Origin of the sequence: Pseudomonas nitroreducens NBRC 12694 (assembly GCF_002091755.1) — a bacterium.
GTDB classification, from domain to species: Bacteria; Pseudomonadota; Gammaproteobacteria; order Pseudomonadales; family Pseudomonadaceae; genus Pseudomonas; species Pseudomonas nitroreducens.
Map to the genome: position 1 here is coordinate 878,798 of NZ_BDAI01000001.1, position 13,460 is coordinate 892,257.

Here is a 13,460-nt window from a genome sequence, read left to right on the forward strand (position 1 = left end):
GGCGCACTTCTAGAATCGCCCTCCCCAACGCGGCCTGCCGCGACACCCCAGGATTCGCACCCGTGCTCCGCCTTTCGTGCAACGTGCTTCCAGCCCTTCGCTCCGCCTTCGAACTACAGGGTTCTGAAAACCCGGCCCAGCCCGACCACCGCCTGCCGAGATAAGCCTGATGAGCAGTCTGTCCGTGCGCCTGCCCAAGGCCGCCGCGGTGCGCTTCGCCCTGTCCGACTGGGCGCACACCGACGGCGTCACCTGGATGTTCATCCTCAAGACGCTGATCACCGCCTTCACGGCCTTGTGGCTGGCCTATCGCCTGGAACTGCCGCAGCCCAACACCGTGCTGGTGAGCGCCTTCATCGTGCTGCAGCCGCAGAGCGGCCAGGTACTGGCGAAGAGTTTCTACCGCATCCTCGGCACCCTGGCCGGGCTCACGGTGATGGTCACCTTCATCGCCCTGTTCGCCCAGGAGCGCGTGCTGTTCCTGCTCTGCGTGGCGATCTGGGTCGGCCTGTGCACCGCGGGCGCCGCGCGTTATCGGGATTTTCGCGCCTACGCCTGTCTGCTGGCCGGCTATACGGCGGTGATGATCGGCATCCCCGCAACGCTGCATCCCGAAGGCGCCTTCATGCAGGCGCTGTGGCGGGTGATCGAGATCACTCTGGGGATTCTCTGCACCGGCGTGGTCAGCGCCATCGTCCTGCCGCAGACCAGTACCGCCGCCCTGCGCAATGCGCTGAACACCCGCTTCGGTGACTTCGCCGGTCTTGCCAGCGCCGGCCTCAATGGAACGCTGGAGCGCGAGCGTTTCGAGCAGGCCAGTGCGCGCATTGCCGCCGAAGTGGTGGGCCTGGAAAGCCTGCGCAACGTCACTGCCTTCGAAGACCCGCACATGCGTCTGCGCAGTGGCCGCCTGGCGCGGCTGAACAGCGAGTTCATGCAGCTGACGACACGCTTCCACGCCTTGCAGCGCCTGCTCGACCGCCTGCGCGAGCGGCAGGCCAGCAATGTACTGGAAGTGCTGATGCCCTGCCTGATCGATGTCAGCGAACTGCTCGCCAGCTGGCACGGCCGGCCACTCGCCGAAGCGGATGCCGAGCGCCTGAGCGTGCAGCTCGAACTGTGCAAGCATCACCTCATGCCGCGCATCCGCGAAGCACGCGCCAGCCTCGGCCACACCTGCCCGCGGGAGGCCGACCAGTTGGATTTCGAGACCGCCGCCGAGCTGCTCTTCCGCTTCGTCGACGACATGCACAACTATGCGCAGACCCACGCCTCGCTCGCCGCGCACAAGCACGAGCGCGAGCAGTGGAAGGAGCGCTTCACGCCCAAGGCGAATGCGCTTGCCGCCGCCGTCGCGGGCTTCCGTTGCGCGCTGCTGGTGATAGTCGGCGGTGTGTTCTGGATCGAAACATCCTGGCTCAGCGGCGCCACCTTCGCGCTGACCTCGGTACTGATCGCAGCGCTCTCCTCCGCCTCACCCAATCCCAAGCGCCTGTCGCTGCAACTGACCCTCGGCACGCTGCTGGGCGCCACGCTGGGCTTCATCCTGACCTTCCGCGTGCTGCCGCATATCGACGGCTTTCCGCTGCTGTGCTTCGTGCTCGCCCCGGTGTTCGCCCTCGGCGCCTTCCTGATCACCCGGCCGAAGTGGAGCGGCTACGGCGTCGGCCTGCTGGTGTGGTTCTGCATCGCCTCGCTGCCGGCGAACCTGGCGCACTACGACGCTTACACCTTCATCAACGAATACCTGGCGATGCTGCTGTCCATGGGCATGGCGGTGGTCGCGGCGATCGTCATCCTGCCACCCAACCGGCCATGGTTGTGGGAGCGCCTGGAAGCCGAGCTGCGCCTGCGCGTGGTACGGGTGATCAGCGATCCGCTGAAGGGCCTGTCGTCCAGCTTCGAGAGCGGCACCCGCGACCTGTTGAACCAGGCGTATGGGTTATCCACAGGCCGCCCGGACGTACAGCGCCGGCTACTGCGCTGGACCTTCCAGGTGCAGGAGATCGGCCTGTCGATCATCGAGTTGCGCCGCGAGCAGGAGGCCCTGCCGAAAGAGCCCTGGTACGCCGAGCGCATGCCCTGGCGCCGGGCCATCCGCGCCCTGGGCCGCGCGCTGATCCGGCTGTTCATCCAGCCCAGCGAGAGCAACCGCCAACGCGCGCTGGCCGCGGTGGAACACGCGATCCACGCGACCCGCAACACCGATGACCGCCGCCCGCCGCACTTCGACTCCTCACCCTTGCGCCGCGTGTGCAGCTACCTGCACTTCATCCGCACGTCACTGCTCGATCCGCAGTCGCCGCTGCGCGATTGAGTCGTCGCCATCGCACCGAAGCCCACCCTAACAAGATCAAGAGCCCCTCACCCTAACCCTCTCCCGCAAGCGGGAGAGGGGACCATTCGTGCAGGATGAAACCCTGGTGTCCGCCGGCACGTACGGCTCCCTCTCCCTGGGGAGAGGGCTGGGGTGAGGGGAATGCGCAGGCACCGGACTCACCTGGCTAAGACAGTTGCTCCTACCCGCCCTGCAACCACGTCCCAAACTTGACCGAAACTGCGACGACCCGCCGCAAGAACACCCCTGCAACCCGCGTCAATCCTGGATTGTTGCCTCTGAGTACGAAGTCTTGTTGGCGCCTGGATATATGACTCAGGTCAGGCAAATCCTATTATTTCCGTGCTGTTACAGCGCGCGCCGCAACACCACCCAAGACCCGTAATCAACCCCAACGATTCCCGACGCAGCCATCCGCTGAACGTCACGGACCCGTCACGTCCGGACACCGGGAACAAGGCAGGTAAATTCATGAAAGCTGTAGTCATCCTGGCCATGCTGGGCTTCTCTTCGCTCGCCCTCGCCGAGCAGGTGAACGCCGCCGACCAGGCGCCAAGCGCGGCCGTGGAGCAGTACACCTACGACATGAAACTGGACGTCGCCCACGTGATCTCGACCACCGACGTGTCCAACGAGTGCGGCATCGTGCCGGCGCGCATGACCTACGAAGATACCCAGGGTCAGCGCCACACCGTCGAATACCAGGTGTGGGGCAACGGCTGCTCCGGCGGCTAAGCGACTTGTGCCGTTGCGCCGGGGCCCACGCAGCCCCGGCGCAACGGCCAGCCCTCTTTTACGGCTGCAGGGCCGCCTTCGCGATATTGCGACTGTGCGCACCGAAGTGCCGGATCAATTGCAGAATCTGCTCATCCAACGCCTCATCGTGCCGGAACGGCTCCGGTGAGTTCCCCGTACTGAAATCCCCCGCCGGCGCCTTCTCGTTTTCCAGCCAATGGCCGATCGCTGCATCGAACGCCGCCGCATGGGCATGGGATTCGCTCGCTACCACCTCACGCAGGTACTCCGTCGAGTACGGTGGATAGGTGCCGTCGGTACTGATATCCGCATAGGCCGTCAGCAACGGCGACTGCCCGCCCAGGCGCAGCGTCTCGCGCAGCCAGTCCACCTGATAACGCTCCACGCCCGTATGCCGGTCCGCCACGCGCTGGATCGCCGCCTGCTTGTCGGCATCAAAGCCCGCCATGGACTTGCCCGCCGTCCACAGCATGCTGGCGGTGGTCTCGCCCGGCAGCGGCGTCGAGTGATAGGGCTGCGTCATGTCCTGGATGTAATGCATCGCCCAGCCAAGGAAGCGGTAGCCCCAGTACGGGTGCCCCTTGTCGAAGGCAAAACGGGCCAGGCCGAAGAACTGGTACGCGCGCCACTCCGGCCAGTTGCGCTCCAGGTACGGTGCGCCGGTGAAGATGATCGCGTCCTCGTGGTAGAAGCCCATGTGGAACGGCGCCTGGGAGCTGAACTCGTAGCGCGGGTCGCCGAACGGCTGGGTGCCGAAGCCGTAGCGCTGGCCGGCTTCGCCAGGGTTGTCGCTGAACAGGTTGATGTCGTGACCGAAGTCCGGCTCGTCGGCGGCGCTGGCCAGCACGTCGATGGCCGGAATCTTTTCGCCAGCCTGCAACTGCACGAAGCGCCACTGGTTCCAGCCGGACAGGTTGCGGAACACCAGCACCTCGGCCGGCTGCAACGCCACATGATTCGGCAACTCACCACCAGGCGGAGGCTGCACGGCGGTGGCCAGTTTGATCTCCGGATTCAGGCGCAGCGCCATGAGGAAGGCCTGGCGCAGATCGTCGCGGCCATCCTCGGTGAAGCGCAGGTCATCCGGACGCGGCGGATACTCGCGGAAATGTTCGCGCGCATAGGCTTCCTGCTCGTCCAGCAGCTTCACCAGGCCGGCACGCTGCTGGCTGATGAAGCTCTCCAACGGCTCGACCTCGACGTCCGGCGCCTGGACGACGGCTGGCAACTGCTGCAGGGCGATGTAGCTGCCCAGGGTGTGATTGGACCAGGCCCAGAGACTTTGCGGCAGGACCAGCAGGCCAGCCAGCAGGCAGGTGGAAAGACGCTTCATCGGCTTTTCGCTCTTATTTGGCAATGCAATGCGGAAAATTCCGACGCAGACTAACAACACAAAGCCCTGCCGGCACTGTCGAAGCTTGCCAGCACAAGTCACCGATAACGCCACGCCTGACCATCATCAATGGCGCATACGGCCCCAGCCACTACACTTGCCCGGCATGGACAGGCACCGGTTCCACACGCGTGCCGACCACTTGAAATAAGGGCGTCCCCATGCTGCAGTCCGTTTCACCCAAGCACGACCTCCCCCTCAAGCCCGATCCAGCCGAACCTCGCAGTGGCGTACTCGCCCCCTTCAGCATCGCCGCGTTCCGCATCATCTGGATCTGCAACCTGTTCGCCAACCTGGGCACCTGGGCGCAGTCGGTCGCCGCTGCCTGGGTGGTCACCGAGGCCCACGCCAGCCCACTGATGGTTGCGATGATCCAGGTCGCCTCGGCATTGCCGCTGGTGCTGCTGTCGATCATGTCCGGCGTGCTGGCCGACAACCACGACCGCCGCAAGATCATGCTGGTGGGTTTGAGCGTCGAACTTTCCGGTGCCGCACTGGTGACGGTGCTGGCCTTCATGGGCTATCTCGACCCGCTGATGCTGATCGTGTCGATCCTCTGGCTGTCCCTGGGCAGTTCGATCACCATTCCCGCCTGGCAGGCGGCGGTCAACGAGCAGGTACCACCGCGCATGCTCGGCGATGCAGTGCTGCTCAACAGCGTCAACTACAACGTCGCCCGCGCCGTCGGGCCGGCCATTGGTGGTCTGCTGCTGTCGGCCACCGGCGCTTCCTGGGTATTCCTGTTCAACTGCATCTGCTACGCCTCGCTGATCTGGGCGATCTGGCAATGGCGCCGCGACGTACCCAAACGCACCTTGCCGCCAGAACACATCTTCGAAGGCGTGATCGCCGCGCTGCGTTTCACCCAATACTCCAGTGTCACCCGGCTGGTGATGCTGCGCTCGGCGGTGTTCGGCCTATCGGCCAGCGCCATCTGGGCCCTGCTGCCGCTGCTGGCGCACCGCAACCCGGACGGTAGCGCCTCGGTCTACGGCTACATGCTGGGGGCACTCGGGCTAGGCGCCATCGTCGCCAGCACCGTGGTGAGCAAGGCTCGCCAGTGGCTCGGCAGCAGTCGGTTGATCAGCTTCGCCGCCGCCACCCTGGCGCTGGTCATGCTGACCCTGGGCTGGGTCGACAACCTCTGGGTGATCTTCCCCGCGCTGGTGCTGGGCGGCGCCTGCTGGATCGCCGCGGTGGCCACCTACAACTCGGCCGTGCAGATCCTTGTGCCCGACTGGGTCAAGGCGCGGGCCCTGGCGCTCTACCAGACCGCGATCTATGGCGGGCTGGCGGCGGGCTCCTTCCTCTGGGGCCACTTTGCCGAAACCATGGGCGTACAAGGCGCATTGATCGCCGCCGGCTGCCTGCTGCTGATCTCCGTGGCACTGCTCTACAACTCGCGCCTGCCGGAGCTGAACTCCGCCAGCATCGCCCGTGCACCGGGCGGCGTGCCGGGCCAGCCGACCTTCGTGTTCAACCCCGAGCGCGGCTCGGTCCTGGTGTCCATCGAGTACCGGATTCCCGCCGAGCGCACCCGCGACTTCGTCCGCGCCGCCAAGCCGTTGCGCCGCCTGCGGTTGCGCAACGGCGCGGAACGCTGGGCACTGTATCGCGACGTGAGCAACCCGGAAATCTGGCAGGAATTGTTCCTGGTGGACAACTGGATCGGCCACCTGCGCATGCTCGACCGCCTCACCCTCGAGGACAAGACCATCATCGACAACGTCACTAGCCTGCACGCCGGCGATACGCCACCGGTGATTCGCCACGGGGTGAGCTACGAATCCGGCAGCTACGAGGCGCCGCCGGAAACGCTGGGCTAGCGGCGCACGAACAAAAACGCCTCTCGGTCAGGAGAGGCGTTTCCAGTGACGCGGAAGGCTTACTCCGCCGCCGGCTTCTTGCGTTTGAGCGGCGCCAGGCCATCCTGGCTCACGACCTTAGATGGGCCAGACCTGGGCTTGGCTGCGGGCTTCTTCTTCGCCAGTGACTTGCTGCCGGTCTTCTTCGCATCATCCTTTTTCTTCTTGGTACCGGCGGCCTTGCCGGATGCCTTGACCTTCTTCGGCCCCTTGTAGGTGCCCTTGAGTTCCTTGATGGTGCGCAGCTCGAAGCGCAGCTTGAGGTAGCGCTCGATGCTCGACATCAGGTTCCAGTCGCCATGGCCGACCAGCGAGATAGCGGTGCCGCCGGCGCCTGCGCGGCCGGTGCGGCCGATACGGTGCACGTACTCATCACCGCGACGCGGGATGTCGAAGTTGATCACCAGGTCCAGGCCGTCGACGTCCAGGCCACGGGCAGCCACGTCAGTGGCGACGAGAATCTTCACCGCGCCCTGCTTCAGGCGCTCGATGGCCAGCTTGCGGTCCTTCTGGTCCTTCTCGCCGTGCAGCACGAAGACCTTGTGCCCGGCAGCGATCAGGCGGCCGGTCAGGCGGTCGGCGGCGACGCGGGTGTTGGTGAAGACGATGGCCTTCTCATAGGTCTCGTTGGCTAGCAGCCACTGCAGCAGCTCTTCCTTGTGGCCGACGTGGTCGGTCAGGATCACCTGCTGGCTGACATCCTCGTTCAGCTCGCTGACGCGGTTGAGCTGCAAGTTCTCCGGTTCGCGCAGGACCTTTTCGACCATCTCGTGCAGGCCGTTGCCGCTGGTGGCGGAGAACAGCAGGGTCTGGCGCTCGGCCGGGCACTGCCCGGCGAGCTTGAGCACGTCCTCGGAGAAGCCCATATCGAGCATGCGGTCGGCTTCGTCGAGGATCAGCACTTCCACGTCGCCCAGCGGCAGGTTGCCGGCGTTGAACTGCTCGTTCAGGCGGCCGGGAGTACCGATGATGATTTCCGGATTTTTGCGCAGCCGCGCACCCTGCACCTTGAAGTCTTCGCCACCAGTGATCAGGCAGGCCTTGATGAAGGTGAACTGGGCGAAACGCTCGACTTCCTTGAGCGTCTGCTGGGCCAACTCGCGGGTGGGCAGCAGGATCAGTGCGCGGGCGCCGCTCTTGGGCTTCTCCTCAGCGAGCAGACGGTGCAGCAGCGGCAACACGAAGGCGGCGGTCTTGCCGCTGCCGGTCTGCGCCGTCACCCGCAGGTCGCGTCCCTCCAGGGCCTTCGGGATGGCCGCGGCCTGGACCGGAGTCGGCTCGGTGAAGGACAACGAATCGAGCGCCTTGAGCAGGCGTTCGTGGAGGGCGAATTGGGAGAACAAGGCAGACCTCGATATCACGTAAAGACCAAATAGCTGCATAGCTTAATGTTTGCCGAGCCTGTTCGCTGGAAATATTGCCGCCGACCACCAGGGACGCACTGCCGCGTCAATAATCCGACAAACGCACCGACGCTCTACAAAGGGCGATGCCATGCTCTGATGAGCCTGACAAAAAGGAGCACACAGGTGCCATCTCTCATTTACTACGTTGCGGCCAGCCTTGACGGCTACATCGCTCGCCCCGACGGCAGCGTGGATTGGCTCGAAGGCTATGGCGGCGAAACCGATGACCATGGCTACCATGCCTTCTATTCCAGTATCGACGGCCTGATCATGGGGCGCGCCACCTACTTGTTCTGCCTGAACCAGGGCGAATGGCCGTACCCCGACAAACCCGCGCTGGTCATGACCCGCTCCAACCACCTGCCCAAGGCCGCACCGCAGGTGGAGCTTGAGCACTATGCACCGGTAGACGCCCTCGCCTCTCTGGAGGCACGCGGCTGCCAGCGTATCTGGCTGGTAGGCGGCGGTAGCCTGGCAGGCAATTTCCTCGCCGCAGGCTTGCTCGACGAAGTGATCGTCAGCATCATTCCGCACCTGCTCGGCGCCGGTATTCCCCTGTTCAGCATCGGGCTCGAGCAACGCCTGCAGCTGCTGGAGCAGCGCAGCTTTCCCAGCGGCATCGTACAGATGCGCTACCAGGTTCTGAAGGAAACGCCCTCGCCATGAGCTCCACGATTCGTATCGCCGCCGCCTGCCTGCTCGATGACACAGGACGCTTGCTACTGGTACGCAAGCGTGGCACCCGCGCCCTCATGCTGCCCGGCGGCAAGCACGAACCCGGCGAGACATCCGTGCAGGCCCTGTTGCGCGAGTTGCACGAAGAACTCGACCTTCGCCTTGCAAGCTCCGCACTGACACCGCTCGGCCACTTCCAGGCCAAGGCCGCCAACGAGCCGGATATGCGGGTGGACGCGCATGTCTTCATTGCCACCCTACCCCATGCCGTCCAACCCGCCGCCGAGCTGGAAGAGCTCGCCTGGCTGGACACGACCGGCGTCTACCCGCAAAACCTTGCCCCGCTGCTCCGCGAACAGGTCATTCCCGCGTTACTCGCCCATCTGGGCTGATTCTTTCAGCTCAATTACCTGCATTTCGTCGGGTTTTTCCTTAAGAAGCCTTAAGTGTCTGGCTTTTGGCTACTAGCCCGCCAGCTTTCCGTCGCGTGGCCGAAAGTCCCGTTTTATAGGGCTTCCGGCTATAAGGTCAGGCCGTGACTGATGCGTCTGAACACATGTCACGCAGCGTCCTACAAGTCACAGGGGAATTGTGAGAATCGACAGACGGTACGAACTGTCATGAAAAGTCGTTCAGAATGCGTGGAATTTTTGAGCGGACCAAAGGAAACCACGCCGACAACAATGGCGATCCAGCGGAGTCTGGGCGATATCAACCAGCAAGAAGACATGCCGAATGCGAAGTACCCTTTTGACATGCCTTTCCATAGGCTTGGCGACCCTCTTGGCCGCCACCGAGGCAACCGCCTCCTCCAAGATCACGCGCACCTATCAACCTGCACCGGTTGATCTGCGAGTCCCGGTCCAGGGCAGTGCCCTACTGACCTTCAATGCCAAGTCGGTCAAGCCGACCAAGAGCGAGGCGCACCAGGTCACCCAGCGTGCCTACAGCATGATCGGCACGCCATACCGCTGGGGCGGCACTTCGCCCAAGCGCGGCTTCGATTGCAGCGGCCTGGTGAACTACGTGTTCCAGAACGTCGACGAAGTCGACCTGCCGCGCACCGCGCAGCAGATGTACAGCATGCGCGGCAACTCGAAAGTGGCGCGTGGCGATCTGCAGCCCGGCGACCTGGTGTTCTTCCGCATCCACAATCGCCGCAATGTCGACCATGTCGGCATCTACGTCGGTGACAACCAGTTCGTCCATGCGCCGCGCCGCGGCCAGAAGGTCCGTGTCTCCGACCTCAGTGGCGACTACTGGAAGAAGCACTACACCGCTGCCCGCCGCATCCTGCCGGAAACCCTGGCCAAGGCTGACGTCGGCGGTCGCTACGACTGATACTGAGCGCTCTCCCCTTGCGGGAGAGCGCCTGCCCCTCATCTACAAGCCGCGACGCGCCTGCCGGCGCAACAGTCGCGCGCTATCCCAACCGGTCAGCAGTACAGCGATCCAGATCGGCCCGTAGGTCCAGATCTGCGCCGGGTTGAATGCCTCGCCCAGAAACAGCACGGCGATGGCGAACAGCAGCACCGGCTCCACGTAACTCAGAATCCCGAACAACCCCATGGGCAACAGCCGGCTGGCCGCCATCATGGCGCCGAACGCCAGCGCGCTGATCAGGCCCAGCAGCGGCAGCAGCGCCCACAGGCGCGGCACCTCTTCCAGCACCCCGGCGCTATCAGTTATCCACAAGGCGGCCAGGGCGAACGGCAGCAGCACGATCATCTCGAAGACGAAGCCGGACAACGAATCCACCGCCATCTTGCGGCGCAGCATGAAGTACGGCGGATAGCCCAGCGCGGTAATCAGGGTGAACCACGAGAACGCGCGAGTGAGCCACAACTCGTGCAGCACACCCGCCAGCGCGAAGGCGACGGCAATGCCCTGCAACGTGGTCAGACGCTCGCCATAGAACACCCGGCCGCAGAGCACCATGGTCAGCGGCAGCAGGAAGTAGCCCAGCGACAGCTCCAGCGTGCGCCCAACCATGGGCGCCCAGATGAACACGCCCCACTGGATCAGCATCATCGCCGCCGTCAGCGGGAAGCACGCCAGCAGCCATGGCTCGCGCAGCAGCCTCCGACCCGCATCGCGCAGCACACCGCCCTGACGGGTGAAGAGCACCAGCAGCAGGACCATGGGAATCGACCAGACCACCCGGTGGGCGATCACCTGGATGCTGGTCAGCGGCTCCAGCGAATGGATGTAACCCGGCAGGGTCACGAACAGCACGGAAGACGCCAGGGACAGCGCTACGCCACGTCCGGAGATATTCATGCGCAGCGCTCCTTGCGACGACGCAGGCCAAGGCGATTGACGCCTAGCGACGCAACGATCACCGCACCGCCCAGCGCCAGGCGCGGTAGGTCGGCGGCCTCGTTCCAGATCAGCAGGTTGATCAGCAGGCCCACCGGCACGTGCAGGTTGTTCATCACCGCCAGGGTGCCGGCATCCACCATGGTGCCGCCCTTGTTCCACCAGAACTGCCCGAGCGCGGTGGCCAGCAGCCCCATCCAGATCAGCACACCCCATTGCAGGTCGGTGGTCGGCAGCTTCTGCGGATTGCCGAACAGCAACCAGCCCGGCAGGGCAACCAGCAGCGCACCGACGAAGAAGTAGCCGAAGCGGCGGTACTGCGGGATGTCCGAGGGATAGCGTCGTACCAGGTGTTTGTAGAACACCTGCCCCGCCGCGAAGGTCGCGTTGGCCACCTGCAGCAGGAGGAAGCCCTGGATGTAGTCGCCGCTGACGCCGTCGTAGCGGATGATCCCGGCGCCCAGCACCGCCACCGAGGCCGCCAGCAGCGCCCAGGCATTGAAGCGCCGGTTCAACGCGTCATCGATCAGCGCCACGTGCAACGGCGTCAGCACGGTGAACAGCAGCACCTCCGGGACCGTCAGCACGCGGAAGCTCTGGTAGAGACAGACGTAGGTAATGCCGAACTGCAGCGCGCCTGCCAGCATCACGCCAGCGATAAAGCGCGGCTCGACGCCGCGCCAGCGGGTCAGTGGCAGGAACACCAGGCCGGCGAGCACCACGCGGGTGAGCACGGCGAAATAGCTGTCGACCTGCCCGGCGAGGTATTCGCCGATCAGGCTGAAGGAGAACGCCCAGAGGACGGTGACGAAAAGCAGGTAAGGCATGGAGATAGCGACCGGAACGGGGCGGGCACCATAGCGCCAGTCTCGACTTGGAGAAAGCGCTGCGCGCCCGCGCCAGCGATAGGCAGAAACGAAAAAGGGCGACCGAAGTCGCCCTTTTCCTTGGATGGTGAATCAGGGATTAGCCCTGGTTCTCCATCTGAGCACGGATCAGATCACCGATGGTGGTCGGACCAGTGGCTTCTACGTCTTGCTTGTGACGCAGTTCTTTCATCGCATCTTTCTCGTCATCAACGTCTTTCGACTTGATGGAGAGGGAGATGACGCGGCTCTTACGGTCGATGCTGATGATCTTGGCTTCGACTTCTTCGCCTTCTTTCAGAACGTTGCGAGCGTCTTCAACGCGGTCACGGCTGATTTCGGAGGCTTTCAGGATGCCTTCGATTTCGCCGCCCAGGCTGATGACAGCGCCTTTGGCGTCCACTTCCTTCACGGTGCCGCGAACGATGGTGCCTTTCTCGTTGAGCGATGCGTAGTTGGAGAACGGATCGTCTTCCAGCTGCTTGATGCCCAGGGAGATGCGCTCACGCTCCGGATCAACGGAGAGGATGACGGTTTCCAGCTCGTCGCCCTTCTTGAAGCGGCGAACGGCTTCTTCGCCAACTTCGTTCCAGGAGATGTCGGACAGGTGAACCAGACCGTCGATGCCGCCTTCCAGGCCGATGAAGATACCGAAATCGGTGATCGACTTGATGGTGCCGGAGATCTTGTCGCCCTTGTTGAAGCGGCTGGAGAAGTCTTCCCACGGGTTGGACTTGCACTGCTTGATGCCCAGGGAGATACGACGACGCTCTTCGTCGATGTCCAGAACCTGAACTTCCACTTCGTCGCCAACCTGAACGACTTTCGACGGGTGGATGTTCTTGTTGGTCCAGTCCATTTCGGAGACGTGTACCAGGCCTTCCACGCCCTCTTCCAGCTCGGCGAAGCAGCCGTAGTCGGTGAGGTTGGTGACGCGCGCGGTAACGCGGGTGCCTTCCGGGTAACGGGCTTTGATGGCAACCCATGGGTCTTCGCCCAGTTGCTTCAGGCCCAGGGATACGCGGTTGCGCTCGCGGTCGAACTTCAGAACCTTGACATCGATCTCGTCGCCAACGTTGACGATTTCCGACGGATGCTTGATACGCTTCCAGGCCATGTCGGTGATGTGCAGCAGACCATCGACGCCGCCCAGGTCAACGAACGCACCGTAGTCGGTGAGGTTCTTGACGATACCTTTGACCTGCTGGCCTTCCTGCAGGGATTCCAGCAGAGCTTCGCGCTCGGCGCTGTTCTCGGCTTCCAGCACGCTGCGGCGGGAAACGACAACGTTGTTGCGCTTCTGGTCCAGCTTGATGACCTTGAACTCGAGCTCTTTGCCTTCCAGGTGAGTGGTGTCGCGCACCGGACGCACGTCGACCAGCGAACCCGGCAGGAACGCACGGATGCCGTTGACGTCGACGGTGAAGCCACCCTTGACCTTTCCGTTGATGACGCCTTTGACCACTTCGTCGGCAGAGAAAGCAGCTTCCAGAACGATCCAGCTCTCGGCACGCTTGGCTTTTTCGCGGGACAGCTTGGTTTCACCAAAGCCGTCTTCTACCGCGTCAAGCGCAACGTGGACTTCGTCACCCACATTGATGGTCAGCTCGCCCTGTTCGTTGTAGAACTGCTCGACCGGGATGACGCCCTCGGATTTCAGACCGGCATGGACGGTGACCCAGTCACCATCGATGTCGACCACGATGCCGGTGATGATTGCACCCGGCTGCATGTCGAGGGATTTAAGACTTTCTTCAAAGAGTTCTGCGAAGCTTTCGCTCATGTCTATACCTGTAGTCAAAGGCTTGTAAGCCCGATTCCGCGCCACCAGCGAACACGGTC

11 protein-coding genes are annotated in these 13,460 nt (G+C 63.7%); 6 read left to right on the forward strand and 5 right to left on the reverse strand.

Going from position 1 to position 13,460, the window contains the following annotated elements:
* The first annotated feature begins 169 nt into the window (after window positions 1-169).
* Entirely contained in the window at window positions 170-2,317 is a 2,148-nt protein-coding gene (locus PNI01S_RS04140) for an FUSC family protein (protein WP_084357475.1), read from the forward strand.
* A gap of 492 nt (window positions 2,318-2,809) precedes the next feature.
* The gene (locus PNI01S_RS04145) at window positions 2,810-3,073 is read left to right on the forward strand and encodes a DUF2790 domain-containing protein (protein ID WP_024766324.1); all 264 of its coding nucleotides are present in this window, start codon (window positions 2,810-2,812) and stop codon (window positions 3,071-3,073) included.
* A 58-nt stretch (window positions 3,074-3,131) separates the two neighbouring features.
* On the opposite strand, the gene PNI01S_RS04150 is transcribed toward PNI01S_RS04145, so the two are convergent.
* The gene (locus tag PNI01S_RS04150; RefSeq protein ID WP_084357476.1) at window positions 3,132-4,427 is read right to left on the reverse strand and encodes a phospholipase C/P1 nuclease family protein; all 1,296 of its coding nucleotides are present in this window, start codon (window positions 4,425-4,427) and stop codon (window positions 3,132-3,134) included.
* A 221-nt stretch (window positions 4,428-4,648) separates the two neighbouring features.
* Between PNI01S_RS04150 and PNI01S_RS04155 the strand changes: the two genes are divergently transcribed.
* Window positions 4,649-6,313, forward strand: coding sequence for an MFS transporter (locus PNI01S_RS04155; RefSeq protein ID WP_024766322.1), 1,665 nt, complete (start codon window positions 4,649-4,651; stop codon window positions 6,311-6,313).
* A gap of 59 nt (window positions 6,314-6,372) precedes the next feature.
* On the opposite strand, the gene PNI01S_RS04160 is transcribed toward PNI01S_RS04155, so the two are convergent.
* A complete protein-coding gene (locus PNI01S_RS04160; protein WP_089285742.1) occupies window positions 6,373-7,710 on the reverse strand; it encodes a DEAD/DEAH box helicase in 1,338 nt (445 codons plus the stop codon).
* Window positions 7,711-7,881: 171 nt separating this feature from the next.
* Here PNI01S_RS04160 and PNI01S_RS04165 point away from each other — a divergent pair, with 171 nt between their 5' ends.
* The 3 genes from PNI01S_RS04165 to PNI01S_RS04175 all read left to right on the forward strand — a co-directional run bounded on the left by PNI01S_RS04165 (window position 7,882) and on the right by PNI01S_RS04175 (window position 9,774).
* Window positions 7,882-8,424 (forward strand): dihydrofolate reductase family protein, encoded by a 543-nt coding sequence (locus PNI01S_RS04165; RefSeq protein WP_024766320.1) that lies wholly within the window; start codon window positions 7,882-7,884, stop codon window positions 8,422-8,424.
* Window positions 8,421-8,825 (forward strand): NUDIX hydrolase, encoded by a 405-nt coding sequence (locus PNI01S_RS04170; RefSeq protein ID WP_024766319.1) that lies wholly within the window; start codon window positions 8,421-8,423, stop codon window positions 8,823-8,825. Before PNI01S_RS04165 ends, PNI01S_RS04170 begins: the two co-directional genes overlap by 4 nt.
* Before the next feature lie 391 nt (window positions 8,826-9,216).
* Entirely contained in the window at window positions 9,217-9,774 is a 558-nt protein-coding gene (locus tag PNI01S_RS04175; protein ID WP_413247433.1) for a C40 family peptidase, read from the forward strand.
* 42 nt (window positions 9,775-9,816) lie between these two features.
* Here the strand turns inward: PNI01S_RS04175 and rarD are convergent, their stop codons facing one another.
* The 3 genes from rarD to rpsA form a co-directional block, all read right to left on the reverse strand.
* Window positions 9,817-10,713, reverse strand: a complete 897-nt coding sequence (rarD, locus tag PNI01S_RS04180; protein WP_084357477.1) for an EamA family transporter RarD — start codon at window positions 10,711-10,713, stop codon at window positions 9,817-9,819.
* Window positions 10,710-11,579 carry a carboxylate/amino acid/amine transporter gene (locus PNI01S_RS04185; RefSeq protein WP_084357478.1) on the reverse strand — a complete coding sequence of 290 codons (870 nt, stop codon included), beginning with the start codon at window positions 11,577-11,579 and terminating at the stop codon, window positions 10,710-10,712. The genes rarD and PNI01S_RS04185 overlap by 4 nt, the downstream gene beginning before the upstream one ends.
* Before the next feature lie 139 nt (window positions 11,580-11,718).
* On the reverse strand, window positions 11,719-13,401 hold the full coding sequence (gene rpsA, locus PNI01S_RS04190; RefSeq protein WP_038803317.1) for a 30S ribosomal protein S1: 1,683 nt from the start codon (window positions 13,399-13,401) through the stop codon (window positions 11,719-11,721).
* Between the last annotated feature and the right edge of the window lie 59 nt (window positions 13,402-13,460).